The following is a 25,986-nucleotide window of genomic DNA, read 5'->3' on the forward strand; positions in this document are numbered from 1 at the left end:
GAGAACAACACCTCTAAACGGCCAACACCTCTTATACCCAAAAGCGGTAGGTGTTGGCTGTTTGGTTTCACCAATTGGAATCCAGACTCGTATACTGTAGAAAACAGGACAGGGGTGACAAGTGTGGTGAAATTGAAATGGCATTATCGAAAGCACTTGCGCAAGCGTTACGGTCGGTTGATTTGGAGTGTTCGCAAAAGGAAAAATCGGAAAGGATACTTTAAATCGAATGTCTGGGCACATCATCGCAAGAGTTATCGCATTCTTGTCGCAAACGAATACATTGCTGCTTACTTGGCCAAAAAACTCGGGTTACCCGTTGCAAAAGTATTACAGGCTCGTGTAAGAGGACCACGAGGGTACATTAAGCGCGGTCTCGTCTCAGTCAAAGCTAATGCCAGGAAGGTTATTCCTTGGAAAAAGGCGAAATCGTACGTAAAGAAAAAACCGCAAAAATATATCAAGAATGCCAAAAAATTAGCGCGTTTGGTGGCTTTCGATGCATGGATTCTTAACCCGGACCGTTCGAATCGTAACTTGATTCTCTACCGAAGAAAATCATGGAAGAAATACAAATGGTATGGCATCGATCACGGCATATCATTGTTTGGCAATCCCGATAAATGGAATCTTCGCAGAGCAAAGAATAGGTTCTCCTGTAAAAAAGCATACAAATTTTGCTTGCATACCGGAGACAAAAAGAAGCAACGAATTCCCTACGGTTTGAAGAGGTTCACACGGGAAAATCGAAAGCAGCTTGACAAGATGGTGAAAAAAATCCAATCTTTGCCTACCTCAGAAATCAAAAAAGCGATCAAAAGGGTACCGAACGGGTGTTTGAAAAAGTCCGAAAAAAAATTCATCCAAAAAGTGTTGCAATGTAGACGCAAGCAAATGAAAAAAGCGTTGAAGCGGGTATCAAAGCGTTTTGCTTAAACGTCCAGCGACTTGTCTAAAAAACGACCAAGTTCTTCCATAGTAGACTGCAAGACTTGTAGGGAAAGGTCAACCTGCAGACCGATGTCTAGGGAGTGCATTGCGTTTTGTGGCAAATACCGATGAATATTTGGCTTGGAAGTAATGATTGTTTCGAGTGTAGGCTGATGGTAGTGGGGATCGGCAGTACCTGAGACGAGAAAGACATTTTGCTCCAGCGTAAGCAAGTCTGCCACGACCAAATCCTCTCTCAGCAACGGAGTCAACAGGATCGCAGACGAACGGGAAAAACGAGGTTCCTTGAGCAAAGAACAGGCAATCGGAACTGTGCCGAGTGATTTTCCAAGAAAGAAAACTCGTTCATACTCCTGCTGATCTAGTACCTGGGAGACAACCGTTTTCATATCCTCGCTGATCCAAGCGCTGCGTTTTGCGAATGAGCTGGTTTCGAAATCTGGGACGTCTTTTCCATAGGCAGCGTGCACATGGACGAGATCGATCTGTTTGTTCAAAAAAAGCATGGTAGAATAATACAGATAAGGCCTGTCAAACGAATAGCTGGCTCCGGGAAAGAAAAAACAGACGGAGCGAGATGGCGTCTGATTTGCCTGAATGTGCGTGTACGTCAGCTCTCTCCCGTCTCTGACGATCACAGAACCTGTTTTTGGGTATACCATCTTCATATGCACCTCTTTCAAGTTTTTCGAAACGGGGGTCATTTTCCAATCGTAAGGGTCAGTAGCACTTGTTGACAAGAAGTAAACAAACAATAAAGGAGTATGATTCGATGAAAAAGGAAGTTCAACTAAGTAACGGTATCAAAATAGCCTACGTAGAAGAAGGAACGGGGGAGTCGCTTGTTTTGATCCACGGTTTTTGCGGGAGCTCATCTTACTGGCATAAGTTAGTGCCGCTCCTGTCTAAAACGAATCGTGTCATTGCGATCGATTTGCGTGGTCATGGAGACAGCTCCGCCCCTGATGAACCGTATTCGATGGAGCGCTTTGCAGACGATCTGGCTTTGTTTGTAGATGAGCTGGGTCTAGCGAAGATTCATCTATTTGGACATTCGCTCGGTGGTTATGTGACCCTGGCATTTGCCAATCAATACGCGGACAAGCTGGCGAGCTTTGGCTTGATCCATTCGACGCCATATCCGGATGACGACGCTGCCAAAGCCAATCGGGATAAAGGCGCAGACAACATCCGCCAAAATGGAATGGAGCCGTTTATCAAAGCCCTCGTACCAAAGCTGTTCGCACCTTCCCATATCGAAACGATGAGAGAAGAAGTCCAGCTGGCAAAAGAGATTGGCTTTGCAACGAGCCCGGTTGGAGCCATCCAAACATTAATCGCCATGCGTGATCGAGTGGATCGCAATCATGTGCTGCAAGAAACGACTTTACCTGTGCTATTAGTCGCAGGTACAGAGGATCAGATCATTCCTGCTGAAAAAACTTTTACAGTAGATAAAAATAACGTCGAGCAAGTGCTGTTGCCTGATGTTGGGCATATGGGCATGACAGAGGCACCAGAGAAAATGGCAGAAGCCTTCAAGAGCTTTCTAAACAGAAAGTAAACAAATATCACACCATAGTCCTAGCAAATTTTGCTATAATGAAAACGTTATCCTATTTATTTATACATAGACGAGAGGGGAAATTATCATGAAAAAGGCACGTCGGATTACGATGACGGCGTTTGCATCTATCGTATTTGCATCGCTGATGTCTTCCTCAGCTTTTGCGGCACCCTTGCATCCTGTACAGCACGTAGACTGGATGGTGAAAAAGGCAATTGTATCAGCGGGTCAAAATGGCGATCTTGCTTTGGATCGTGCCGTGACTCTCGCAGAAGCTACTGTTGTTTTCTCCAAATTGAAACAGGCAAAAGTGGGAGCTGCCGCTAAAGGTGCTCATTGGTCTGCTCCTTACTTCGACTGGGCAAAGAGCCAAGGTGCTCTCACACAAGACGACTATAAAAACCCTGCGCAAGCGATAACATCTGCCAAGCTGACACAAATGGCTGACAAACTGGGCTACAAAGTGAAGCTCGAGAACAAAGCGACTGTTACGCGCGGTGAATTTTTCCAAGCATTGGGGGATGCGGCTACCACACATGTAACGATTGCCCATACCAACGATACACATGGTCATATTCAAGAAGACAAGAACCAAAAAGAATTCGGCTTTGCCAAAATCGCAACCCTGCTCAAGGAATGGCGTGCAGAGAACGAAAACTTCTTGCTCTTGGACGCTGGTGATACCTTCCAAGGTACCGTTTTCGTGAACCAATTCAAAGGCGAATCTGTTGTTCCGATCCTCAACAGCCTCGACTACAACGTAATGGCTGCCGGTAACCACGAGTTTGACTTCGGTTATGAGCAATTGCTCAAGCTGCGTGACATGCTCGAGCATCCAGTTATCTCTGCTAACGTGTTCAAGTCAGATGGAAAAGAATTGCTGCCCCCTGTTTTCAAAGCAGAGATTGGCGGAAAGAAATTCGCCTTTGTTGGTTTCGTAGCGGAAGACACACCTGTATTGACTCACCCTGACAACGTAAAAGGGCTGACATTCAAAAACCCGGTAGAAGTGGCGAAAGTACTTGTACCTGAGCTGAAAAAAGAAGTAGATCACGTGATTGTTGTTTCCCATATAGGAGTGAACGTAGACCGTGAAATCGCGAAAAACGTTCCTGGCATTGACCTGATTGTTGGTGGTCACTCCCATACTCCGCTGAAAGCACCTGAACTCGTAAACGGCACGTACATCGTACAAGACTGGGAGTATGGCAAGTCTCTCGGACGCGCTGACCTCTACTACCTCGGCAAGGAACTGGTAGCATTCAGCGGCGGTTTGAAAGAGTACGATGAAGCAGTTGTGGCTGATCCAGACGTAGATAAAATGGTAAAAGAAATCGTGGGCAAGATCGATACGGTAATGAATGTTGTCATTGCGAAATCCGAAGTGCCACTCGATGGTGACCGCGCACTGGTCCGTACGAAAGAAACAAACGTAGGTAACCTGATCACAGATATCATGCTGGAGCGCACACAGTCGATCAAAGGCTATGAGGCAGATGTAGCACTGGCTAACGGCGGTGGAATCCGTACACAGCTGCCAGCAGGCGATATCACGAAAAAAGGTCTGTACACGCTCCTGCCATTCGAGAACAATACACTGGCAGTCGTAGAAGTAACAGGCGAAGAGCTGAAGAAAGCCCTCGAAAACGGCGTGAGCAAGGTAGAAGAGGGAGCAGGACGCTTCCCGCAAGTGAGCGGCATGAGCTTTACGTACAACCCATCCAAGCCAGCTGGCGAGCGCGTAGTAGAAATAAAAGTTGGCGACAAGCCGCTTGACCTGACCAAAACGTATAAATTGGCAACGATCGACTTCCTGGCAGCAGGTGGAGATGGTTACGAATCGTTGAAAAAGCCATTCTTTAACACAGGATTGTCCATGTACAGCATTGTGGAAGAAGGCTTGATCAAGCGTAAAACTGTCAATCCAAAAGTAGAAGGCCGCATTGTTGAAGTAAAATAGGGTTTGAGCGGACAGGGATGGAGAAAAACCTCCCTGTCCGTCTTTTATTATGAAGTACCTTGCAATATAGAGTAGCTATTGGTAAGCTTTGACATGGGTGATGTTATGAACGTACAGTTTAAAAAAGGGGTTCTGGAGCTGTGTGTTCTCGTCTTGACAGCTAAGCAGGACAGATACGGCTACGAACTGGTTGCGAGCATCTCAGAAAAATTCCATATCTCTGAAGGAACGGTTTACCCCTTGCTTCGCCGTTTGACTCAGGAAGGATTTTTTACGACCTATTTGGCGGAATCACAAGAGGGACCCCCACGGAAATATTACCAGCTGACAAATCGCGGTCGTCAATACATGAATGACCTCATCTTGGAGTGGCGAATATTTAACCGGGGGGTAAATGAGATCATAGAGGAGGGACTCGGATATGACAAGGCGTGAGTTTATGGATGAGTTAAATGCTTTGCTTAGCGCTTTGCCTGATAAAGAGCGCTTAGACATCCTTGCCGATTATACAGAGCATTTTCTCGTGGGAATGAAACAAGGGAAGACGGAGTTTGAAATTGCGGAAGGATTGGGGAGTCCGAAGCTAGTGGCACGCGAGCTTTTGGCTGGCTACCGAATTGATCAAGCACAGTCCAACGCATCGGTAGGGAATATGACGCGAGCGATTGTCGCGACGATCAGCTTGGGATTTTTCAATCTCGTCTTTGTTTTGGGGCCATTTTTAGGCCTGATTGGTATACTGATGGGGTTGTATGCAATGACTGCGGCGCTTTTGGTAGCGCCAGTCGGAATATTCTTGGATTACGGGATTCCTGCCCCTTCTCAAGAGCGACTTTTCTTGTTGTTCTCCAGCATGGTTTCCGTAGGATTGGGCGGAATGTTTGCGATCGGCTTGCTGCGATTGACGAAATGGCTGTATCGCCAGTTCTTGCGTTATCTCCAGTTCAACGTGAAGATGATCAGGGGGAAATGAGATGCGAAATTTGGGGAAAAGACTCTTTGGAATCAGTCTTCTTTTGTTCATTATCGGCGTATGTGGAATCATCTGGCTCTTTACAAAGCAAGAAAATTTCTCCTTTTCGTTAAAACAAGTCAATGAAGAGCGCATGATCGAACAAGAGGTAAAAGCGATTGAGTTGCTGACGGAAGTGGCTGATGTGGAAATCATGGCAAGCAAGCAGCCAAAAGCGAGCGTACGGATGGTCGGGGAAGTATCCGAACAACAGCAGGAGCGACTAGAGTTTCGGAGTGTAGTCTCACCAGATGGTACGCTGCTAGTAGAACTGCGTGAACGCCCTCACGTCAATATGTTTTATCCTCGCAACGGGAAGGTAAAGCTGGAGCTCTTCCTGCCAGAAAAAGTGTATGAGCACGTCCAGCTTGAAACGATGACAGGGGATATCAAGAGCGGAATGCTGCGTGCAAAGAACACGAAAATATCCAGCAGCAATGGAGATGTGGACGTGTTGGGTTATGAAGGAGAAGAGCTTAACGTCCAGACCGTTACAGGAGATATCAATCTGGCGAATGTTCGCTCGGCCGTTGTAATTGAAAGCTCTACAGGCGAGATTGATAAACTGACAATGCCAGAGTTGACCCATGACGTTTCCATTCGAACGGATACGGGGGATATTCGAGTGACAGTAGCCAAGGAGCCTGCTGCAGCACAGCTTGAAGTAACGACAGATACAGGAGGCATCGAAACCACCTGGTCTAACCTCACCTATGAGAAGGACGAGGAATACAAAGTGAAGGCATCGATTGGAGCAGGTGGACCCAAAATGACTGTGCGAAGTTCTAGCGGGGACGTTCGCATTCAATAGGAGAAGTTTGGAAACAATGATGGATAGGATTGGAAGCGGAAGAAACGAAAAGATTTTGACACAAAAGAGACATGCCTTGTCGAATGACGAATGGTATCATATTGAAGGAAACATAATTGTGCAAAGCGAGGTTTATTCATGACCGCAAAAACTTTTAACGATACGTTTTTGAAAGCATGTCGCGGTGAAGCGACAGAGCATGTTCCGGTTTGGTACATGCGTCAGGCAGGGCGTTATCAGCCAGAATACCGCGCCATCCGCGCGAAGCATAGCTTTTTTGAAATGAACTACATACCGGAAGTTTGCGCGGAAGTGACACGTCTGCCAGTTGAGCAACTGGGCGTTGACGCTGCAATCTTGTTTGCAGACATCATGACGCCACTAAAACCGATTGGCGTGGATGTGAATATCGAATCGGGCATTGGTCCAGTAATCGCAAACCCAATCGAATCCTTGAAGGATGTTGAACGTCTGCTTGAGCTCGATCCGGAAACACATGTGCCGTACATTCTTGAGTCCATTAAAATTTTGCGTCAGCAATTATCTGTTCCATTGATCGGCTTTTCAGGTGCACCATTTACACTGGCCAGCTATTTGATCGAAGGCGGCCCTTCCAAGCACTATCATAAGACAAAAGCATTCATGTATACCGAGCCAGTTGCTTGGCAGGCGCTGATGGAAAAACTGGGCGATATGACTATCACCTACCTCAAAGCGCAAATTAAAGCAGGCGCACAAGCTGTGCAAGTATTTGATTCGTGGGTCGGTGCATTGAATGACGAAGATTACCGCGAGTACATTACACCAGTCATGACGCGTATCTTCAACGCGCTAAAAGATACTGGCGTCCCAACGATCTATTTTGGTATCGGCGCTGGTCATCTTTTGATGGATTGGAACCGCTTGCCTGTTGATGTGGTTGGTCTGGACTGGCGTACTTCGATTACGACTGCTCGTGAAATGGGTGTGACGAAGACGCTGCAAGGCAATTTGGACCCAACGCTGCTATTGGCTCCTTGGGAGAAGCTCGAAGCGAAGGCGAAGGAAATTTTGGATGAAGGCACAAAACAGCCAGGTTTCATTTTCAATCTGGGACACGGTGTATTCCCTGACGCCAAAGTAGAAACGCTGCAACAACTGACGAAGTTCATCCATAGTTACAAAAGGGACGTCTAATCAGGAGGGCGCTTACATGTCAAAGCAGAAGATCGGACTCTTGTTAATGGCGTATGGAACGCCACGTAGTCCTGAACAGATTGAACCATACTATACGCACATTCGCCGTGGTCGTAAGCCACCACAAGAACTGCTCGATGATTTGATGGCGCGTTACGAGGCTGTAGATGGATTGAATCGATTTGCAGACATTACGGATGAGCAGGTGCGCGCTCTCGAGCAGGAAATGAACAAACGCTACCCAGACCGTGAATTTGTAGGGTACCTTGGCTTGAAGCATATCGCTCCGTTCGTCGAAGACGCAGTAGAGCAAATGAAGCGGGATGGGATTACAGAAGCGATCAGCCTTGTTCTGGCGCCTCATTATTCCAGCTATAGCGTCAAAGAATACAATGGACGAGCACAGGAGCATTCCGCGGCAATTGGCGGACCTGTCATCCACAGCATTGAGAGCTGGTATCTGGAACCAGGCTTCATCGGATATTGGGCAGATGCCATTCAAGCGACGTTTGCTACGATGACGGATAAAGAGCGTGGACAAGCAGTCGTGATCTTCTCCGCGCACAGCCTGCCGGAAAAAATCCTGAAGTCAGGTGATCCGTACCCACTGCAACTAGAAGAGACGGCAAAGCTCATTGCCGAGCAAGCAGGGATCACTTCCTATGCAATCGGATGGCAAAGCGCCGGGAATACACCTGATCCGTGGTTGGGACCAGATGTACAGGATTTGACGAGAGAGCTGTACGAAGCAAAAGGCTACCAAGCATTTGTTTACTGTCCTGTCGGATTTATTGCGGAGCATTTGGAAGTTCTGTTTGATAATGATGTGGAATGCAAAGCGGTTACAGATGAGTTAGGGGTACATTACTATCGTCCAGCGATGCCTAACGCCAGACCTGCGTTCATTTCCTGTCTGGCTGATGCAGTGGGAAAGAAGCTGGCCAATTAGGGGATCGATCATATGAGCGATAATACCTATCATATTACGATTATAGGCGGCGGCATCACAGGGTTGACCGCTGCATTTTACTTACAAAAGGAAATCGAAGCAAAAGGCTTGCCAATCCGTTTTCAACTGATTGAAGAGCAGGGACGACTTGGTGGGAAAATCAAGACATGGCGTCACGAAGGGTTTGTGATTGAGCAAGGTCCCGATTCGTTTCTTGAGCGGAAAACAAGTGCGGCTGAACTGGCGAGGGACTTGGGACTTGCGGATGATCTCGTTCGCAACAGTACAGGCCAAGCTTATATTTGGCATCAGGATCGCCTAAAGGCTATACCAGAAGGAGCGGTCATGGGCGTACCGACGAAGCTCATGCCTTTTGTTACGACCGATCTCATTTCTTGGCCGGGCAAGCTTCGGGCAGCTTTGGATCTCGTTCTTCCTGCATCAAAAGGAGACGGCGATATCTCCGTGGGTGACTTTTTTCGGCGTAGGCTAGGTAATGAAGTTATTAATAATCTTATAGCGCCCTTATTGTCCGGTGTCTACTCCGGGGATCTCGACAAACTCAGCTTGCTTGCGAGTTTTCCTCAATTCGCCAAAATGGAGGAGCAGCATCGCAGCTTGATCGTAGCGATGAAGCATTCTCGCCCGCAAGTAAAAACGCAAGAAAAGCCAAAAGGCATCTTCCTGACATTGAAGAACGGCTTGCAGTCCTTAGTAGAGGCAATCGAAAAGAGCCTGCCTGAAGAAGTCATCTCGAAGAATACCGGTGTCAAAGAACTGGTGAAACGGCCAGACGGGAAGTACAACTTGGTATTGAAGAATGGGGAAACGATCGAGACGGATACGGTACTGTTTACCGTGCCACATGCTGTCGCAGAACCGCTGTTTCGTCCTTATGTACAAGTTCCTACCTTGCCACAAGCGAAGCCGCATATGGTCGCAACCATCGCTATGGCGTTTCCAGAGTCAGCCATTGATTTAGGAATGGAAGGGACAGGATTTATTGTACCGCTGCATTCTGGAGCAAAAATTACCGCATGTACGTGGGCGCATCGCAAATGGCCGCATACGACGCCGAAAAACAAAGCCTTGCTGCGTAGCTTCATAGGGAGAGCAGGAGAGCAATCCTTCATGGAGCAAACGGATGAGGAAATTTTGGAGGTTGTCCTCCGCGATCTGCGCAAGATCATGACGATTCGAGCAGAGCCGGATTTTTATAACGTATCACGCTTGCAAAATGCCATACCGTATGTGGTCGGACATCAGGCTTGGGTGCAGGATGTGAACAATCAATTGAAAGAAAAACTCCCTGGTGTCATTGTGGCAGGTGCGTCGTACAGTGGTGTAGGTGTACCAGATTGTATTGATCAGGGGAAAAAAGCAATAGCGGAATGGATAGCGTCTGTAAAACCGGGGAGATAGATAACCCCGGTTTTTCTTTTTTTCGGTGCTAAACGGCTCGTCCTGTCCATATAGTATAGGGAAATGTCCTGCACTTGAAAGGAGGAGCACGAATGGCATTACAGGATGGGCAACTCTCTTTTGCCATCAAGGAGACCATTTTCCTCTCATCCGATAGAGCTGGAATAGGTGAATTGCAAGAGCTGGAATTGGTTCCAGATGTGGAAGTGTTGGAAAACGATTCCTACATCTCGATCACGGGTTGCTTGCAATTAGTAGGGAAGTACGAGCCAATCAGGGAAGCCGCAGAAGCGACAGGCGGCGAAGGAGAATCGCTGGTTGAGGCCATGACTTTTACGCCCTTTCGCCAGGAAGCATCGGATCAAGCCTTTTATGGCTGGGAGGAACAGATCGGTCATCGCATTCCGTTGAATATCACCATTCCATTGGATCGGATTACCGAGATCGGAGACATCTACGCAATTGTGGACAGCTTTGACTACAAACTGGAATCACCACATCAAATGCTAATCGATGCCGATCTGAAGATTTTGGGGATAGTCCTCGGGGATAGAGCTGAACAAGCAGAGCAGATTGAAACGCAGGCTGCAGGTCCAGGAGAAGGAGCATGGGAATACACCTTCGCTGCTGGGGATGATGAGCAAGAATATACGGAGCAGACATCCCTCGAGGACATTGATCAAAAGCTGAGTGCGCTGGAGGAAGAATTGGAGCGGCAGGCATTGCCAGCATCCTATGAATCAACCGAATCTCCTTCCATGTTCGATACTCCAGCTATTGCTCAATCCGATGAGGAAGAATACTACGAGCAATACGGTGATGTGCTGGAAGTGGCACAGTCCACCCCTCCAGAGTCTTGGGAGACTGATCCTATTTCGTATGACTTAGATTCCCAACAATCTGTTTCGTACGATTCTTCTGTCGCCTATTCCGAGCAGTCAGTATTGGCAGATGAGCAAGAGCAGATGAGAGAAATTGCCGAAAAACAACAAGGACATGAGGAGCCTGTACTGGCTATACACGATCAACAGGCAATCGCATACGAGCAAGTTTCCAACGAACCTACTGATTCATCAGTCGAAACAGAGTCGCAGGAAGCAGTGCAAGAAGCGGTGGAAGCCACTGTTGTAGCTGAGCAAGAAGCTGAGCAAGAAGCAGAACCAGTCGTTGCACAACCAGAGGCTGCCGCGGAAGATGTAGAAGTGCGAGTGGCGATTTCAGGGAAACCCTCCCAGGAGGAAAGAAGTCGTGTGAACATTACTTCCATCTTCTCACAAGCGACTCGTGCCAAACAGGAAGCGATGGCGTTGGAGGCGGAATCTTCATCTAGCTCTTCGCGACATGGGTCTGGGGCTAATGTCAACGCGTCTACGATGGAGGCCATGCAAAATCTCACGTCGTTTGTCCGGAGAAAAGAAGAGCGTTCGAGTCAGCTGAAAATGTGCATTATTCAGCGAGATGAGACGTTAGAGCATATTTCACAACGATACTCCTTGCCTGTTTCCAAAATCGTGGAAGTAAATCGCTTAGCTTCCGAGCAGCTTGTAGCAGGGCAGATTCTGTACATCCCACAATAGAGGAGTGGGGGACCGTGGATAAAATTGATCTCTCCGAGGTTTGCCAGCAATATCGGGCGCGCGTAATCCGAATTACGCCCCTAGATGATTGCTATTTACTGGAGACAAACCGGGGCCCCAAAGAACTCCACGTTTGGCCGCGTGTAGATGTGATGCGCTGGTCGTTTGCTTGGCGCGAACGACTGGCTCGTCAGGGGTTTCGAGAAGTGGAGCGGTTTATTCGGACGAGAGACACCAAGCCATTTTTGATTTTGGGTAAACGCGGCGTTACCATGACCGACCATCACCGACAATTCGAGGACTATCAGCCCGGCGAGGACATTGCGAGGCAATGCGGACGCGTGATCGCGATGATGCATCAGTCTCAGCAGGAAAGTCCTTTACTGTCCGGAAGTGATTTGCTCAAGCAGGAAAAGCAGCAGGTAGAAGAAAAAGGAAGACGTGCCAAAGAGCTGGTCGAATCTTTTCGAGCCAAATCTGGGCGGGATTCTAAGGAAAATCGTTGGGTATCGGAACTCATGACCCCTATGCTGCAAAGAATGGACCGTTCCGCTGCGATGCTTGCCCATGAGCGAATTACTCCGGAGGCGGTTGCTGTATCCCATCGGGACCTTTTGCGTGACAACTGGGGAATGATAAACGGGAAGCTGTACTTGAGAGGTTTTTTCAGGCCGGGAATTTCAGTCCAGCAACGCGACGTTGCCACCTTTTTGCGCGATCACTTTTTAACCCACAAGGATCTGAAGCAGATTGACGCTTACTTTGACGGCTATGAAGAAATCAAGCCACTCACCTATGGAAACTATTCTTTGATACTCGCCTTTATGGCTCGTCCTCGTGAAGTGTACAGGAGTATCGAATCGTACGTGAAGCGCGTATCGCCGGATCAAGAAGCGTCGATCGCTGGTATTGAGCACGCTTTGCAGAGCCAACAATCTGTTGACTTGCTGCTTCGGCATATTGCAGAGCGAGCCGAGCGTTCGAGGAAGGAGGGAGTCTATGAGTCGGTATGATGACATTGCTCCTTTGTTCAAAGAGTATGACATGTATGCCCAGAGCATTGACGTTTTAAAGGAGCCAAATGTATTTAAGGCGACGACTCCCTACGGTTCCTTCGTATGCAAACGAGCGCAAATACCCGCTCAACGTCTTGTTTTCGTCAGCGATATGCTGCGTCAATTGCAGCACCGCGGATGGGATGGGGCCGTTCCTTTTACGTATACAAAATACGATGATCCTTTTGTCCAACAGGGTAGCACCGCCTTTTACGTAACCCCTTGGCAGCCAGGAAGTGAGGAATGGGCCGAGCAGCCTTTGTCTTGGGCGACTCCTGCCTTGGAGCGCTTGGCGGAGCTTCATCATTTGACACAAAACTATCGCTACGATGATCCGAGACAGGTAGAGCCACTTGTCGACTCCTTGCTGAACCGTTGGCAATATTGGCAAGACCAAATGAATAAGGCGGCAACCCTTGCGCAGGAACGCAAATATCCTTCCCCTTTTGACCTGGTGTTTTTGGCAAACAAGGAGTTTCTTGAGGAAATGGCTCAAACAGCGACAGACTTATTGACCGATTGGCGAGAGCGACATGAGACGCACGCGCATTTTCGCTTATCGTTGATCCATGGTAACCCGAATCCTGAGCATGTTGTGCCAGATCGATCGGGAAAAGGACGGCTGCTCAATTTTGATCGTGCCAGCTTTGATACACCAGTGCGCGACTTGACGCTATTTTATCGTACTTATTTTCAAATGGCGGGGGATGAGGCTGGGGCTTCTCAACTATTCCATCGCTACGCCGAGATATTTCCGCTGCGACCAGAAGAAATTGAGCTGATGGCTTCGTTTCTGTCCTATCCGGAGAGGATCATGAGAGACTTGGATATTTATTATCATCATCCCCGCGAGTGGAGTGAGTTTTACGCTGTCCAACGTTTTGAAAAAGATATGGACCGCCTGATGCGCCTGCATCGTTGGGTCCAGCAAGCCTTTTAATGAGCAACGTCTCACCGCGTGGGGCGTTGTTTTTCTTTTTTATAGCCATTCAAGGGAGATGGCAACATAGAGCATGGCTAGCAAACCGAGAAGGACGACATCAAAAGAGGTAGGAAACACAACGGTTCGGATAAACTGAAAAACCAACAGCGGAAAGAGCACCTGTTTGCATCCGTATTTGATCCGTAAATACGTGGGGTTATACTTCCAACGGAAATTCATCACAATCACCTCATTCCAGCATATGCGCGGCAACTTTGGACAGTGTCTACAACCTTGAGCAAATGCCTAAAACATTTTATTGAAAGGAGATAGTGGTTTGAATGGTGCTTGAAAAGGGAAGGTGTAGGGCAGGAAGGCTAGGACGAAACGAATAAAGGTGATCACAATGTTTTTGAAAATTGCCATAACCCTTTTCGCAATTCCCGAAAGAAAGAATTATGCTAAAGTGTGTATGGGAGTGGCTATGGGATGAATCATCAATTGGTCAAACTAATGGAATTGAAACAGAATTACGAGTATCTGGTGATGACCAGCAATGAGCAAAGCCAGCGCCAAGTCAATTACGAGAGTCTCATGCCATTTATAGAAGAGTTGGTCGATACGTGGTTCGTGAAAATGGACAAGCCTTGCTTCTTGTCGATCACGTTTGAATCGGCTCTAGGTGCTGTCTATTTTCGGATCGAGCGCGGCAACAAAGAGAGCGCAAACGTGCAGCGCGAAGTAGAAGAGCGCATTGTTGTCTCGGAACAGTGTGACACCGCTCAAACACCGCGCTATGTCCGCTTGTTTGCCCAGAGTAACGTCAATGACCGTGATCTAAAGGAACTGGAGAAATCTTTTTATGGGCTGCTCCTCGTGAACATTCGGGCGTTGATCCTCAGATGTCAACAGGACCAGTCATCAGGGCAGCGAGAAATCGAGATGGAGATGAAGCTGGCTAGACGTATGCAGTCGATGCTCATTCCCACAGAAGAATTGCAGTTAACCAGTTTGCGAACAAGAACGGTTTACGTACCAGTCGATTATGTAGGCGGAGATTACATCGATTATAGACAAATCAATGATCGTTACACCTGTTTTATCATTGCGGATGTGTCCGGGCACGGTTTTTTGGCCAGTATTTGGGCAACGGGGATTAGGATTGCTGTACGGCAGGTTTTGCAGTCCAGCTATTCGCCGGATGAGATTTTGGAAAGACTCAATCAGTTGCTTTATGCAGATTTAGTGAAAACCCGTTCTTACATTACGATGCTCGTTGCTGTCTATGACGAGGTGGAACACAAAATTCGATTTGGCAGGGCAGGACATCCACAGCCTTTTTATTTGTCCAAGTCGAATCAAACCATTTTAGCTAGCAAGGGTGGGGTCGGCCTAGGGCTTTTGCCCGATAGCACGTATCAAATGGAGGAGGTACCCTTAGAAGAAGAGGGCATGCTATTGCTCTACACAGATGGTTTGCTGGATACAGGGAGAAAAGAAGTGATTCGAGGCAGCAGGCATTGGCTAGAAGAACTATCCTCCTTATTAAATTTGCCAGGTGATAGTAAGCAGGAATCGATGAATCGAGTTGAGTCCTACTTAATGGAGATAACACAGCAGCCAAACCAAACAGATGATATTTCTGTGTTGATTCTTCAATTTGAGCCTGAAGAGAGTATAGCCCTCGTGTAGTTGCGCGTGAATAGGAGGATGAACTGTGATTTTGTGTGAGCGTTGTCCGGACAATCCCACTTGTGATAATTGCCTTGTCGCGCTACGTTCTGGCGGTTCAGCGAACAAAGTTGTTCCGCCCCGCACTGTAAAGGTGACGAACCTAGCAACGATGGAATCGTTCCAGGCGAAGCTGGTAGCAGTGAGCCGGACGACCATTGGGTTAAGCAGTTCTGATCATGATTTGCACGGACGCATAGAGATAGAGCTCGCCTATGATTTCCGAATTATCGGTAGCGGATTGCGTGGTATAGCAGGTGATCCTTACCACATTATCGATATCGAAAAAGTTTTGCGACGGGAAGATGTTCTGGAGCGATTGCTTCTGGAAGAATTTCATACATGGCACATGAGTGGCGAATTGGACCCGGCAGACGTCTTGTTACATTGGAAGGATCGAGACGATGAGCGGGGGCGATTAATAAAACAAGAGATTCAAAAGCTATCGATACTGCGTCAGATCGAGACCGTTTTCCTCTATCTTTACGATGAAGGGAAAGTGCGTCCGCTGGGTGACGTTCGGGCGAGTTTGGAAGTAGAGCGAGAAATGCAACGACTGGTCGAAGAGGCGGCTGGATGGGGTGGTCCTGTAAGGGAGCAAATTGTCACCACGGATGGCACAAAGGTGTTTGAATTATACACATCTGTATTGCCAGATCGAACCTGTGGAATCGCTTTGATTGATGTCACCGCCGTCATTGCAGAAGAACGAAAACGCAAAAGACGGGAATGGGAGATCTACAGAGATATTCTGGGTGTGGTCACAGAAGGTAAGCTATTGTTGCTTAGTGATGAAGAATTATTTTTCTTGCTTCGGGAAGGGCATAAGCTCTTGGCAATCGACATCCGTTTACCGGAGCAGCTGGCAGAACTGCGAAAATTGTTTAAGCAAGCTTTGGAACCACAAGGCATTTCTGATAAGCGCTTGCTGCAGTTTCTCGTTGCGGTCAACGAAGCTGCTTCCAATACGTTGAAGCACGGAAATGGCGGTGTGGTAACGTTATACCTATCGAATGACAGGAAAATGTGCCGGGCTGTAATCCATGATGAAGGACAAGGGATTTTGCTCGAGGATCTCCCGCGAGCTACCCTACAGCAAGGATTTTCTACGCGTCACTCGCTTGGGGCCGGTTTTCACGTGATCCTGCAATACTGTGATCGTGTTTATTTGAGTAGTTCTCTGGCAGGTACTAAGCTTATTTTAGAATGTATCCTTTCACGTTAAGCAACCATTTCCAAAAAGCCAAATGTTTGCAAGTGAATGAAAATGGGTAATATAGTAAAAGGACGAGCAGATTGGGTGTACCGATACCTATTGAGAGGAGTTTGAGCATGGACTACCGCGCAACAGAGGCGAACGGACAGGCTACATTGTTTTTCGTCGGAGAGTTGGACATGGCTGTAGGAGATCGAGTAGGTGAATTGCTCCAGCAGTATGGAGGGCGAAATCAATCCGTTACCGTCGATTTTCAAGGTGTCTCCTTTGTAGATTCTTCCGGTATTGGAAGCCTGTTTTTTACCACGAAAGAACTGTTGGCCATGGGCAAACAGGTAGAAATCGTCAATGTCCGAGAAGAAATTCTCGATATTTTGGGTGTTCTCGGTTTTACCGAAGCACTGGGCATTGCAGTTGGAAAAGTGGGCGAAACCCGGGTTTGACGCCAAACAGCGTGATTGTATATAATAGTGAAAGCTAATCATATGACAACTACATACGATATGAACGATGAGTGGGAAGAGTAAGTCAGGACGCCTTGGCAGAGAGGAGAATCAGTTGCTGCGAGATTCTCTAAGGTCATGAATGGCTGAAGGTCGCCCAGGAGTTTTTTCGGTGAAAGCATGTGCCTAGCCGAGACCGGTTCGCAACCGTTATCTTGTCAGAGTGAACACACCATAAGCATGACGTTTATCGTGTGTTAACAAAGGTGGTACCGCGAAAATAATCCTTTCGTCCTTTGCGATGAAGGGTTTTTTTATTTTTTGCAAAGCAAGTTATGCTAATAGGAGGAGTCGTACATGTCTACACAGCCAACACCCGACATCGACCAATTGCTGCCGAAAAACTATGATCCAAAAGCAGCAGAGAACAAATGGTATCCGTATTGGATCGAAAAACAATTTTTCAAGGCAGAACGTGACCCGAATAAACGTCCGTTTACGATTGTCATTCCACCGCCGAACGTAACTGGTAAATTGCACTTGGGCCATGCGCTGGATACGACTTTGCAAGATATCATTACGCGTACAAAGCGTATGCAAGGCTACAGCGCCTTGTTCTTGCCAGGTATGGACCACGCTGGTATTGCAACCCAAGCGCGCGTAGAATCTACCTTGCGTGAAGAAGGCATCTCTCGCCATGATCTGGGCCGCGAAAAATTCGTGGAAAAGGTATGGGAGTGGAAGCACATTTACGCTTCGCATATTCGTGAGCAGTGGGAAAAGCTTGGTCTTGCCCTGGATTACTCCCGCGAGCGTTTTACGATGGATGAAGGCTTGTCCCAAGCTGTACGCGAAGTATTTGTTCGCCTCTACGAAAAAGGCTTGATCTATCGTGGCAACCGCATTATTAACTGGGACCCGGCTGCCCGCACAGCTCTGTCCGATATTGAAGTAATCTACAAGGAAGTAAAAGGTGCGCTGCATCACATGCGTTACCCATTGGCAGATGGCACCGGTTATATCGAAGTAGCTACAACCCGTCCTGAAACGATGCTCGGTGATACGGCTGTAGCTGTACATCCGGAAGATGAGCGTTACAAGGACATGATCGGCAAAACCGTTATTTTGCCAATCGTAGGACGCGAAATTCCAATCGTCGCAGATGACTACGTTGATCCTGAGTTTGGTTCTGGCGCTGTAAAAATTACGCCAGCACACGATCCGAATGACTTTGAATTGGGTCTTCGTCATCAGTTGCCACAAATCGTTGTCATGGATGAGACTGGCACGATGAACGAGCTGGCAGGTATCTACAAAGGCTTGGATCGCTTTGCATGCCGCAAGCAGATCATCAAAGACTTGACCGAACAAGGCGTTATGTTCAAGGTTGAGGAGCATATTCATCAGGTTGGACATAGTGAGCGCAGCGATGCAGTTGTAGAACCATACCTTTCTACCCAATGGTTCGTAAAAATGCAGCCTTTGGCTGACGAAGCACTGGCTAATGCAAATAGCCCTGAGAGTGTGAAATTCGTCCCAGAGCGCTTCAAGACAAACTACCTGCGTTGGATTGAAAACATACGCGACTGGTGCATCTCCCGTCAGCTTTGGTGGGGTCACAGAATCCCTGCATGGTATTGCGGAGACTGTAACGAAACGATTGTATCTCGCGCGGACGTGACTGAGTGCCCAAGCTGCCACAGCCACAAGCTGGAGCAGGACAACGACGTTCTCGATACATGGTTCTCCTCTGGTCTATGGCCGTTCTCGACACTGGGCTGGCCGGAAGAATCCGAGGACATGAAGTACTTCTATCCAACGAATGTCCTGGTAACAGGCTACGATATCATTTTCTTCTGGGTTGCTCGCATGATGTTCTCAGGTCTTGAATTTACCGGGAAAAGTCCATTTGAATCCGTCTTGATCCACGGCATTATTCGCGACTCTGAAGGCCGCAAGATGTCCAAATCACTTGGCAACGGTGTCGATCCGATGGAAGTGATTGAGAAGTACGGAGCGGATGCGCTGCGATACACACTGGCGACAGGGAATTCCCCAGGAAATGACCAACGCTTCTATTGGGAAAAGGTGGAGGCAAACCGAAACTTCGCGAACAAGATTTGGAACGCGTCTCGTTTTGCCTTGATGAACCTGGCTGACTTCAAATACGAAGAAATCGATTTGAGCGGTGAGCTGTCCACACCAGACAAATGGATTCTCTCCCGCCTGCAAGCGACAATTGCAGATGTAACTCGTCTGTCTGACGCATTTGAATTCGGTGAAGCAGGTCGTGTGCTTTACAACTTCATTTGGGATGATCTGTGTGACTGGTATATCGAGATGGCGAAGCTGCCGCTGTACGGTACAGATGAAGCGGCGAAGAAAACAACCCAATCCGTTCTGGTGACGGTTCTGGATCAAACGCTCAAGCTGTTGCATCCGTTCATGCCGTTCATCACGGAGGAAATTTGGCAGGCATTGCCGCACCAAGGCGAGAGCATCACAGTAGCACCTTGGCCAACCGTTAACGAGCAATGGATTTTTGCTGAAGCAGAAAGCGAAATGAACCAGTTGATGGATATCATCCGCAGCGTACGAAACATCCGTGCAGAAGTAAACGTACCGATGTCCAAGAAAATTGAGCTCTTGATCAAGCCAAGCGATGCATTGTCCGCTGAGCGCCTGACACGCGGTGAGCACTACCTCACCCGTTTCTGCAACCCTGAGCGTCTGGAAATCAGCCTGGATCTGGCTACGCCTGATAAAGCGATGTCTGCTGTGATCACAGGAGCAGAATTGTTCCTTCCACTAGCAGGCTTGATCGATATCGAGCAAGAGTTGAAGCGTCTGGAAAAAGAAGTGGCGACACTCAACGGCGAAGTGGAGCGCATTGAGAAAAAGCTCAACAATGCTGGATTTATGGCCAAAGCACCTGAAAAAGTAGTCGCAGAGGAAAAAGCAAAGATGGCAGACTACATGGATAAGCGGGATAAAGTGATTGCACGACTTGCCGAATTGAAGGGCGAATGATCCGCCATACCATCGCATATTTTTGAGAATGGAGCATTGTGGTATGCATGCAGAAGAAGGGTTTGTAGAATACACGCAAGCGCTCGACTGGCTGCATGGACTGCTCAGGTTCGGTCAAAGGCCGGGGCTTGAGAGAATGCAGTGGGTTTTGGAGCAAGTAGGACATCCTGAGCGGAGAATCCCATTTATTCATGTGGCTGGCACCAATGGAAAAGGTTCAACCTGCGCATTCCTGACGCAAATGCTGATGGAAGCCGGATATAGTGTAGGTACATTTACCTCCCCTTATTTGGTTGATTTCCGTGAGCGCATCCGTTACAACGGCAGCATGATCGCGGAAGAAGATCTATTGCAGCTGGTGAATGAAGTAAAGGTATGGGTGCAACGATGCGAACAAGAAACAGAGTTCGGTTCTCCTACCGAATTTGAAGTGATTACGCTGATCGCCATTCTCTATTTTTCAAGAGTGGCGAGACCAGCGGTAGTCGTATGGGAAACAGGACTAGGCGGGCGATTGGATTCGACGAATGTCGTCCTCCCGCTTGTTTCAGTCATCACGAATATCGGCATGGACCATACACAAGTGTTGGGAGATCGCTTGGAAGACATTGCCCGGGAAAAAGCGGGGATTATCAAGCCGGGTGTTCCTGTGGTCACAGGTGAGGTTAGGCCGGAACTTCTCGCGGTTTTTGAGGAGCGCGCAAGACAAACGAAGAGTACGTTATACCATATGGGTGAACATTTCCAGGCAGAGCAGGTAGAGGAGCAGCTGGGTGACCAACAGTTTCGTTACAAAAGCATTCACCGTCGTGCAGAAGCATCCTACCGTCTTACCATGAATGGCATTCACCAAACAACCAATGCAGCCGTTGCTTTAATGACCATCGATATCCTGCGAAATTACTTCTCGTTCTTGCTGGAGGAAGAAGAAATATCTCGCGGTTTGCAACAAACGCGTTGGCCTGGTCGTCTAGAAGTCATCTCTCCAAGACCAATGGTTATCTTGGATGGGGCACACAATCAGGAAGGAATGGAGGCGCTTGTAAGCAGTCTGGATCGGTTGTTGCCGGATGGAGTACAGTTGCATTTGCTCTTTTCTGGATTGGCAGATAAGCCGCTTGCCAAAATGGCAGAGTCGCTCGCACCAGTAAAGTCAAAAATCAAAAAGCTGCATGTGACAACCTTTGACTTCCCGCGTGCAGCCGAAGCCAATAGCTTACAAGAGTCGTTTTTAGCCGGTGGCTGGGAGCAAGAGTTTCTCGATGCAGTCCCAGACTGGCGGGCGTTTCTCCTTTCTTGGATGCGGGAGAAGCAATCAGCGAAGGCGGATGACTGGTTGGTCGTCTGCGGTTCGCTCTACTTCATCGCCCAAGTACGCGCATTCTTTCCCACTATAGTAGAAGAGGCAGGTGAATAGGGTGGATCAGGCCCAACACGTCCACTTTGTGGGCATCGGCGGTTATGGCATGAGTGCCATTGCCCGCGTCTTGATCGACCTTGGATACAAGGTAACCGGCTCCGATGTCGCCATGAACGATTTGGCGAAAAAGCTGGAAGCAAGAGGGGCGGTCATTCATATTGGCCATAATGCTGCCCACGTGGAGGGAGCAGACAGCATCGTATACTCCACCAGTATTTCCAAAGACAATCCTGAGGTGATCGCAGGTCAAGCATTAGGAATTCCGGTCATGCACCGTTCTCAAATGCTTGCTCGCATATTGAATGAACGCACAGGAGTAGCAGTAGCCGGAGCACACGGCAAGACGACCACGACATCGATGATCTCTCACGTGCTGGAAGAGTGCGGTGTAGACCCGACTTTCATCATCGGCGGTGAATTGATGAGTGCTGGTACCAACGCAAAGGCAGGTACCAGTGACTATGTCATTGCCGAGGCAGACGAGAGCGACGGTTCCTTTTTGGAATACAGACCGATGTATGAAATTGTGACGAGCATCGAACCAGATCATCTGGAGCATTTCGATGGCGACTTCAACAATTTGAAACAGGCGTACGTCCAGTTCTTGAGCCACCTTAAACCGGCTGGAAAAGCGATCTTGTGCATCGATGATTCACATGTGCGTGAAGTCATGCCGTCCGTAGAAAAAACGGTCGTGACGTATGCAGTCGATCCAAACTTTGTGGCACAAGCGCAGTTTTCTGCCACTTCCATTGAATGTGGAGATCGTTGCAGCACGTGCCAGATTTATCACAAGGATGAGCGGTTGGGTGAATTGTGTCTCGTAGTCCCAGGCAAGCATAATATTGCAAATGCACTGGCTGCGATCATTGTTTGCCTGGATATTGGCCTTTCCTTCGATAAAATTGCACAGGCACTGTCTACTTTTAGTGGTGCCAAGCGCAGATTTCAAATTATCGGGGATGCACGAGGCGTCCTGGTCGTAGACGACTACGCGCATCATCCGACAGAAATTATCGCCACACTAAGTGGTGCAAGGGCATCTGGCCGACGCGTGATCGCTGTGTTTCAGCCACAACGCTACACACGCACGTATTTCCTCATGGATGAATTCAGCCGTGCCTTTGCAGAAGCAGACGAAGTGATCATCACGGACATCTACTCTCCAGCGGGAGAAGAAAAAATCGAAGGAGTCACCTCCGAGGTGCTGGTGCAAAAAATCCGCACCAACAGCCACCCGCGTGCGCAGTACATTCCGACGAAGGAACAAATGCAGGAGCATGTCTTCAAAGGATTGCAAGAGGGCGATCTCGTGTTGACAATGGGTGCAGGAGATATTTGGAAATCCGCTTACTGGCTCGCTGAAAAGCTAGAGAAATAACGGATAGAGGCATATGAAGGCTTGGAACCTACGGGTTTCAAGTCTTTTTCTATTTCTAAAGTTTTAAAAGGTATCGATAAACCAACAATGCTGGTGAGAAGAAAAAGCACAGGTCTCGTAGACCTTGACAACGCCAACCCAGTCGGAACTACAAAAAGGGGACCACGCTTGTCGAACACTTCTCCCTTGAGAAACATCCGCCCGTAGGGTGGCTTTGGCTCGAGGTCCCTTTTTGTAGTGGAGACGGGCAGTGAATCCCCCTGCTGGCGTGTCAGAGTCGAAGAGAACTGTGCTTTTTCTTCTCCTCCACGATGTTGATTCAAAAATTAGTACCAGATATTAATATCTAGTGTTATAATCAGATCATAAAAACGGAAGGTGATGATCGGATGATGACAAATGCAAGCCCCTTCAAGTCGCGAATTACCGCCATCGGTACGTATGTGCCGAGTCGCGTTCTTACCAATACAGATATGGAAAAGCTAGTGGATACATCGAATGAGTGGATTTTACAACGGACGGGTATTCATGAGCGCCGTATGGCAAGGGAAGATGAATTTACCAGTGATCTGGCCATCGCTGCTATCCACGATATGATCGCGAATTATGGGAAGGATGTCCGCGATGTCGATATGATTTTGGTGGCGACCAGTACGCCAGACTATCCATTTCCAAGCGTCGCAAGTAAAATTCAGTCACATTTTCAAGTCGAGCAGGCGGGTGCAATGGATCTCTCCGCTACCTGTGCAGGATTTACGTATGCGCTCCATACAGCAAATGCGCTCATCAGTTCTGGCTTACATCGCAAAGTGTTGGTGGTAGGTGCAGAAACCTTAACAAAAGTAACCGACTATACGGATCGTACGACGTGCATCCTGTTCGGGGACGGAGCGGGTGCGGTGCTGGTTGAGCAGGACTCTACAGCTCCTGGTTTTTTGTCATCCTATTTAGGCTCAAAGGGGGACGGAGGGATACATGTATACCGATCAGGCTTGTCAACGCATATGGACGGAAGAGAATTGAGCGGGAATGGATGCATGGTTCAAAACGGGAGAGAAGTGTACAAGTGGGCTGTAACAACTGTTCCAAAGGGGATGCAGGAGGTAGTGAGCCGGGCGGGAAAAACGCTCGAAGATGTCGACTGGTTCATTCCGCACAGTGCCAATTTGCGCATGATCGAATCCATTTGCGAGAAGAGTCAGTTCCCTCTCGAAAAGACATTGTACAGTCTGACGCACTACGGCAACACATCAGCGGCTACCATACCATTGTCGCTCGCCTTGGGGATCAAGGAAGGCAAAGTAAAGGCAGGGGATACGATCCTGCTGTATGGGTTTGGCGGTGGTCTCGTCCACGCTGGCCTATTGTTCACTTGGAATCCGTAAACCATGTTCATAAATCGAGAGGCTGTCCAGAACCGTTCTGGGCAGTTTTTTTGTCCCAGGAATGGAAGGTATTCTTAAAGTCAGTTTTTTGACTGGGGGAAGAAGAAATGGCCAACGCTGTGATATTATTCGGACTCTGCCTATACCTCTCGTGGGTAGATTTTCGTCATAGTCGAATACCCAATCGCGCACTGGGTGCAGGGTTTGTGCTGATTTCTATTATGAAGTATGTTCTCTCTTCGCCAATGGAATGGCTGATGGCTGGACTCTTTGCGATTCTCTGTTTACTGGTATTTGGATGGATTAGCTGGCACAGGCCGCTTGCGCTTGGAATGGGGGATGTGAAGCTGTTCGCTCTGGTCTGCTATGGACTTGGGGTCCGCGATTTTGTACTCGTTCTTACGATTGCGAGTATGGCAGCCTTGCTGGTCTCTCTCGTTTTATTGCTGATACGAAAAGTAAGTACCAAATGCGAAGTGCCGTTTGCGCCTTTTGTGACGATTGGTTTAGCTGTCATTTTGTATATGAGCAAAGCTTCTTGAAATGGCATAGGGAATAGTAGTAGAAACAAATGTAATAGAATCACTAGATAGAAGTCATAACCCGTCCGAGCGAAACGTATGCTAGTACAAAGAGCCTGTGACTGGGAGGGCAAGCGTATGAGCGGACAAAATAAAAATCGTGTGACGGTCAAAATGAACGGAAGGTACTGGGATGAAAAGCGGGACGACATCCCAAAGGAAGCAAGTAGAAAGCGCACCCCAAAGGATGACACGCCTCGTGTTCGTTTTCAAGCGCCTCCCTTGCCGTTTAATGACCCGTTTAAAGAGAAGGGCAACGAAGCATGGGAACGCATGATGCAGCTACGTGGAGCTGCCGCGAAAGAAACGAAGCCGAACATTGAATTCGATCAGACGACAAACGACTCCTATGAATCCGATGATTCCTTCGAGGATACCGAAGAGAAGGGATACAGGAGTATTCCGGTGAGTCGGCTTGCCGCGTTATGGCCAAAGGGGCCCTTTTGGCGCACGACTTTAACAACAGGTGGGGCTGTGGCAATTGGCCTCTTGTTCGGATTTCTTGTTTTGACGGTCTTTTCCCAAAAGGAGTTTTCCGAGTCGTACGGAAATGTTCTGAGTGAAACGGTTCAGACATTGACCGCGCCGGGTGCAGGCAATGAACAAACGGCTGGGAAAAATGGCGTGGCAGGTCCCGCTTTGCCTAATGAAAGCCAGCCAACACAAGAGACGCCGACGAATGGTAACGCAGTGGGTCAAAATTCGATAGCTTTACAACTGCCAGCCGTAAACATGTACGTTGCACAAGCAGGTGTATTCCAACCGGATGCATCCCCGCAAACAGCTGTAGAACCACTGGAGAAAGCTGGCATTCCTCATCTGCTTTATAAGGACGCAAGCAAGCAGTACATGTTCGCCGCCGCTGCCCCAACAAGAGATGCTGTGCTAGGCTTTGCTGCCAGCCTGAAAAACAAAGGCATGGATATATACGTCAAAGAATTTTCCTTTCCCGCTTTTGAAGGGGCTGTCTCTGTTGGAAAAGCCGCCAACGCATCTGGTGACCCTAATGTGAATGCCTTTTTCACCCACGGAGTCAAACTCGTTCAAACACTTTCGGCACAATCAGGACTGATTATTACGACGGGTCAACTATCGCCAACGGCAAAAGAAACGGCAGAATTAAAAGAAATTCACCGCCAATTTCTGGAGGAAAGTCGTAAAATGGAAGCCAAGGAAGTCTGGAAGCCATTGCTAGACGGGATGGTAAATGGGGTGAATCAAGCGCTGGCAGCAAGGGACAAAATGGCAGAAGCGAGCGCGGGCAAAAAGGTGGAAAGTGCCGAATCCTATGCGTGGCAAGTACAGGCGGGTGTCCTTGCCTTTTTCGAGAGCTACGCGAGCTGGATTCAAAATGCACGTTCATCCACATAAATGCATGTTTATATGGTCTTCCGCAA

General features: G+C 48.2%; 23 protein-coding genes and 1 other annotated feature. Of the genes, 21 read left to right on the top strand and 2 right to left on the bottom strand.

Annotation, left to right across the window (positions count from 1 at the left end):
• The first annotated feature begins 126 nt into the window (after window positions 1-126).
• Entirely contained in the window at window positions 127-936 is an 810-nt protein-coding gene (locus tag ACKKE8_RS10245) for a hypothetical protein (RefSeq protein WP_409178085.1), read from the top strand.
• Here ACKKE8_RS10245 and ACKKE8_RS10250 read toward each other — a convergent pair.
• Window positions 933-1,619 (bottom strand): alpha/beta hydrolase, encoded by a 687-nt coding sequence (locus tag ACKKE8_RS10250; RefSeq protein ID WP_409178086.1) that lies wholly within the window; start codon window positions 1,617-1,619, stop codon window positions 933-935. The genes ACKKE8_RS10245 and ACKKE8_RS10250 overlap by 4 nt on opposite strands.
• A gap of 104 nt (window positions 1,620-1,723) precedes the next feature.
• Here ACKKE8_RS10250 and ACKKE8_RS10255 point away from each other — a divergent pair, with 104 nt between their 5' ends.
• From ACKKE8_RS10255 to ACKKE8_RS10305, 11 genes are all read left to right on the top strand, one after another.
• Window positions 1,724-2,515: an alpha/beta fold hydrolase gene (locus tag ACKKE8_RS10255; protein WP_409178087.1), complete on the top strand. Its 792-nt coding sequence runs from the start codon at window positions 1,724-1,726 to the stop codon at window positions 2,513-2,515.
• Between the two features lie 88 nt (window positions 2,516-2,603).
• A complete protein-coding gene (locus ACKKE8_RS10260; protein ID WP_409178088.1) occupies window positions 2,604-4,478 on the top strand; it encodes a bifunctional metallophosphatase/5'-nucleotidase in 1,875 nt (624 codons plus the stop codon).
• A gap of 105 nt (window positions 4,479-4,583) precedes the next feature.
• Window positions 4,584-4,913, top strand: coding sequence for a PadR family transcriptional regulator (locus ACKKE8_RS10265; RefSeq protein WP_012685531.1), 330 nt, complete (start codon window positions 4,584-4,586; stop codon window positions 4,911-4,913).
• Window positions 4,900-5,451 carry an HAAS signaling domain-containing protein gene (locus ACKKE8_RS10270; RefSeq protein WP_409178089.1) on the top strand — a complete coding sequence of 184 codons (552 nt, stop codon included), beginning with the start codon at window positions 4,900-4,902 and terminating at the stop codon, window positions 5,449-5,451. Before ACKKE8_RS10265 ends, ACKKE8_RS10270 begins: the two co-directional genes overlap by 14 nt.
• A gap of 1 nt (window position 5,452) precedes the next feature.
• Complete coding sequence (locus tag ACKKE8_RS10275; RefSeq protein ID WP_409178090.1) at window positions 5,453-6,301, top strand: DUF4097 family beta strand repeat-containing protein; 849 nt, start codon at window positions 5,453-5,455, stop codon at window positions 6,299-6,301.
• A gap of 138 nt (window positions 6,302-6,439) precedes the next feature.
• A complete protein-coding gene (gene hemE, locus ACKKE8_RS10280) occupies window positions 6,440-7,477 on the top strand; it encodes a uroporphyrinogen decarboxylase (protein WP_409178091.1) in 1,038 nt (345 codons plus the stop codon).
• Window positions 7,478-7,493: 16 nt separating this feature from the next.
• The gene (hemH, locus tag ACKKE8_RS10285; protein WP_409178092.1) at window positions 7,494-8,426 is read left to right on the top strand and encodes a ferrochelatase; all 933 of its coding nucleotides are present in this window, start codon (window positions 7,494-7,496) and stop codon (window positions 8,424-8,426) included.
• A 12-nt stretch (window positions 8,427-8,438) separates the two neighbouring features.
• Window positions 8,439-9,848: a protoporphyrinogen oxidase gene (hemY, locus tag ACKKE8_RS10290; protein WP_409178093.1), complete on the top strand. Its 1,410-nt coding sequence runs from the start codon at window positions 8,439-8,441 to the stop codon at window positions 9,846-9,848.
• A 92-nt stretch (window positions 9,849-9,940) separates the two neighbouring features.
• On the top strand, window positions 9,941-11,425 hold the full coding sequence (locus ACKKE8_RS10295; protein WP_409178094.1) for a LysM peptidoglycan-binding domain-containing protein: 1,485 nt from the start codon (window positions 9,941-9,943) through the stop codon (window positions 11,423-11,425).
• A 14-nt stretch (window positions 11,426-11,439) separates the two neighbouring features.
• Window positions 11,440-12,438, top strand: coding sequence for a phosphotransferase (locus tag ACKKE8_RS10300; RefSeq protein ID WP_409178095.1), 999 nt, complete (start codon window positions 11,440-11,442; stop codon window positions 12,436-12,438).
• Window positions 12,425-13,420: a hypothetical protein gene (locus tag ACKKE8_RS10305; RefSeq protein WP_409178096.1), complete on the top strand. Its 996-nt coding sequence runs from the start codon at window positions 12,425-12,427 to the stop codon at window positions 13,418-13,420. Before ACKKE8_RS10300 ends, ACKKE8_RS10305 begins: the two co-directional genes overlap by 14 nt.
• Before the next feature lie 39 nt (window positions 13,421-13,459).
• Here ACKKE8_RS10305 and ACKKE8_RS10310 read toward each other — a convergent pair whose 3' ends face one another.
• On the bottom strand, window positions 13,460-13,642 hold the full coding sequence (locus ACKKE8_RS10310; protein WP_007726679.1) for a hypothetical protein: 183 nt from the start codon (window positions 13,640-13,642) through the stop codon (window positions 13,460-13,462).
• Between the two features lie 249 nt (window positions 13,643-13,891).
• On the opposite strand from ACKKE8_RS10310, the gene ACKKE8_RS10315 reads away from it, so the two are divergent.
• From ACKKE8_RS10315 to ACKKE8_RS10355, 9 genes are all read left to right on the top strand, one after another.
• Window positions 13,892-15,094 (top strand): PP2C family protein-serine/threonine phosphatase, encoded by a 1,203-nt coding sequence (locus ACKKE8_RS10315; RefSeq protein ID WP_409178097.1) that lies wholly within the window; start codon window positions 13,892-13,894, stop codon window positions 15,092-15,094.
• Window positions 15,095-15,119: 25 nt separating this feature from the next.
• Entirely contained in the window at window positions 15,120-16,358 is a 1,239-nt protein-coding gene (locus tag ACKKE8_RS10320) for an ATP-binding protein (protein WP_409178098.1), read from the top strand.
• 107 nt (window positions 16,359-16,465) lie between these two features.
• On the top strand, window positions 16,466-16,792 hold the full coding sequence (locus tag ACKKE8_RS10325) for an STAS domain-containing protein (protein ID WP_007726674.1): 327 nt from the start codon (window positions 16,466-16,468) through the stop codon (window positions 16,790-16,792).
• A 58-nt stretch (window positions 16,793-16,850) separates the two neighbouring features.
• Window positions 16,851-17,092, top strand: a binding site (T-box leader).
• A gap of 57 nt (window positions 17,093-17,149) precedes the next feature.
• Window positions 17,150-19,822, top strand: a complete 2,673-nt coding sequence (locus ACKKE8_RS10330) for a valine--tRNA ligase (RefSeq protein ID WP_409178099.1) — start codon at window positions 17,150-17,152, stop codon at window positions 19,820-19,822.
• A 43-nt stretch (window positions 19,823-19,865) separates the two neighbouring features.
• The gene (locus ACKKE8_RS10335; RefSeq protein ID WP_409178100.1) at window positions 19,866-21,239 is read left to right on the top strand and encodes a bifunctional folylpolyglutamate synthase/dihydrofolate synthase; all 1,374 of its coding nucleotides are present in this window, start codon (window positions 19,866-19,868) and stop codon (window positions 21,237-21,239) included.
• A gap of 1 nt (window position 21,240) precedes the next feature.
• Window positions 21,241-22,623 carry a UDP-N-acetylmuramate--L-alanine ligase gene (gene murC / locus ACKKE8_RS10340; RefSeq protein WP_409178101.1) on the top strand — a complete coding sequence of 461 codons (1,383 nt, stop codon included), beginning with the start codon at window positions 21,241-21,243 and terminating at the stop codon, window positions 22,621-22,623.
• Between the two features lie 389 nt (window positions 22,624-23,012).
• A complete protein-coding gene (locus ACKKE8_RS10345) occupies window positions 23,013-24,008 on the top strand; it encodes a ketoacyl-ACP synthase III (RefSeq protein ID WP_409178102.1) in 996 nt (331 codons plus the stop codon).
• Between the two features lie 107 nt (window positions 24,009-24,115).
• A complete protein-coding gene (locus ACKKE8_RS10350) occupies window positions 24,116-24,550 on the top strand; it encodes a prepilin peptidase (RefSeq protein WP_409178103.1) in 435 nt (144 codons plus the stop codon).
• A gap of 117 nt (window positions 24,551-24,667) precedes the next feature.
• Window positions 24,668-25,960 (top strand): hypothetical protein, encoded by a 1,293-nt coding sequence (locus ACKKE8_RS10355; protein ID WP_409178104.1) that lies wholly within the window; start codon window positions 24,668-24,670, stop codon window positions 25,958-25,960.
• Window positions 25,961-25,986 lie beyond the last annotated feature (26 nt).

Source organism: Brevibacillus fortis, from assembly GCF_046196545.1.
Taxonomy (GTDB): Bacteria; Bacillota; Bacilli; order Brevibacillales; family Brevibacillaceae; genus Brevibacillus; species Brevibacillus fortis_A.

Coding starts and splice junctions, on each gene's coding strand:
- ACKKE8_RS10250 (WP_409178086.1), bottom strand. CDS start 1,619: ATGAAGATGGTATACCCAAAAACAGGTTCTGTGATCGTCAGAGACGGG.
- ACKKE8_RS10255 (WP_409178087.1), top strand. CDS start 1,724: ATGAAAAAGGAAGTTCAACTAAGTAACGGTATCAAAATAGCCTACGTA.
- ACKKE8_RS10260 (WP_409178088.1), top strand. CDS start 2,604: ATGAAAAAGGCACGTCGGATTACGATGACGGCGTTTGCATCTATCGTA.
- ACKKE8_RS10265 (WP_012685531.1), top strand. CDS start 4,584: ATGAACGTACAGTTTAAAAAAGGGGTTCTGGAGCTGTGTGTTCTCGTC.
- ACKKE8_RS10270 (WP_409178089.1), top strand. CDS start 4,900: ATGACAAGGCGTGAGTTTATGGATGAGTTAAATGCTTTGCTTAGCGCT.
- ACKKE8_RS10275 (WP_409178090.1), top strand. CDS start 5,453: ATGCGAAATTTGGGGAAAAGACTCTTTGGAATCAGTCTTCTTTTGTTC.
- hemE (WP_409178091.1), top strand. CDS start 6,440: ATGACCGCAAAAACTTTTAACGATACGTTTTTGAAAGCATGTCGCGGT.
- hemH (WP_409178092.1), top strand. CDS start 7,494: ATGTCAAAGCAGAAGATCGGACTCTTGTTAATGGCGTATGGAACGCCA.
- hemY (WP_409178093.1), top strand. CDS start 8,439: ATGAGCGATAATACCTATCATATTACGATTATAGGCGGCGGCATCACA.
- ACKKE8_RS10295 (WP_409178094.1), top strand. CDS start 9,941: ATGGCATTACAGGATGGGCAACTCTCTTTTGCCATCAAGGAGACCATT.
- ACKKE8_RS10305 (WP_409178096.1), top strand. CDS start 12,425: ATGAGTCGGTATGATGACATTGCTCCTTTGTTCAAAGAGTATGACATG.
- ACKKE8_RS10310 (WP_007726679.1), bottom strand. CDS start 13,642: ATGAATTTCCGTTGGAAGTATAACCCCACGTATTTACGGATCAAATAC.
- ACKKE8_RS10315 (WP_409178097.1), top strand. CDS start 13,892: ATGAATCATCAATTGGTCAAACTAATGGAATTGAAACAGAATTACGAG.
- ACKKE8_RS10325 (WP_007726674.1), top strand. CDS start 16,466: ATGGACTACCGCGCAACAGAGGCGAACGGACAGGCTACATTGTTTTTC.
- ACKKE8_RS10330 (WP_409178099.1), top strand. CDS start 17,150: ATGTCTACACAGCCAACACCCGACATCGACCAATTGCTGCCGAAAAAC.
- ACKKE8_RS10335 (WP_409178100.1), top strand. CDS start 19,866: ATGCATGCAGAAGAAGGGTTTGTAGAATACACGCAAGCGCTCGACTGG.
- ACKKE8_RS10345 (WP_409178102.1), top strand. CDS start 23,013: ATGATGACAAATGCAAGCCCCTTCAAGTCGCGAATTACCGCCATCGGT.
- ACKKE8_RS10350 (WP_409178103.1), top strand. CDS start 24,116: ATGGCCAACGCTGTGATATTATTCGGACTCTGCCTATACCTCTCGTGG.
- ACKKE8_RS10355 (WP_409178104.1), top strand. CDS start 24,668: ATGAGCGGACAAAATAAAAATCGTGTGACGGTCAAAATGAACGGAAGG.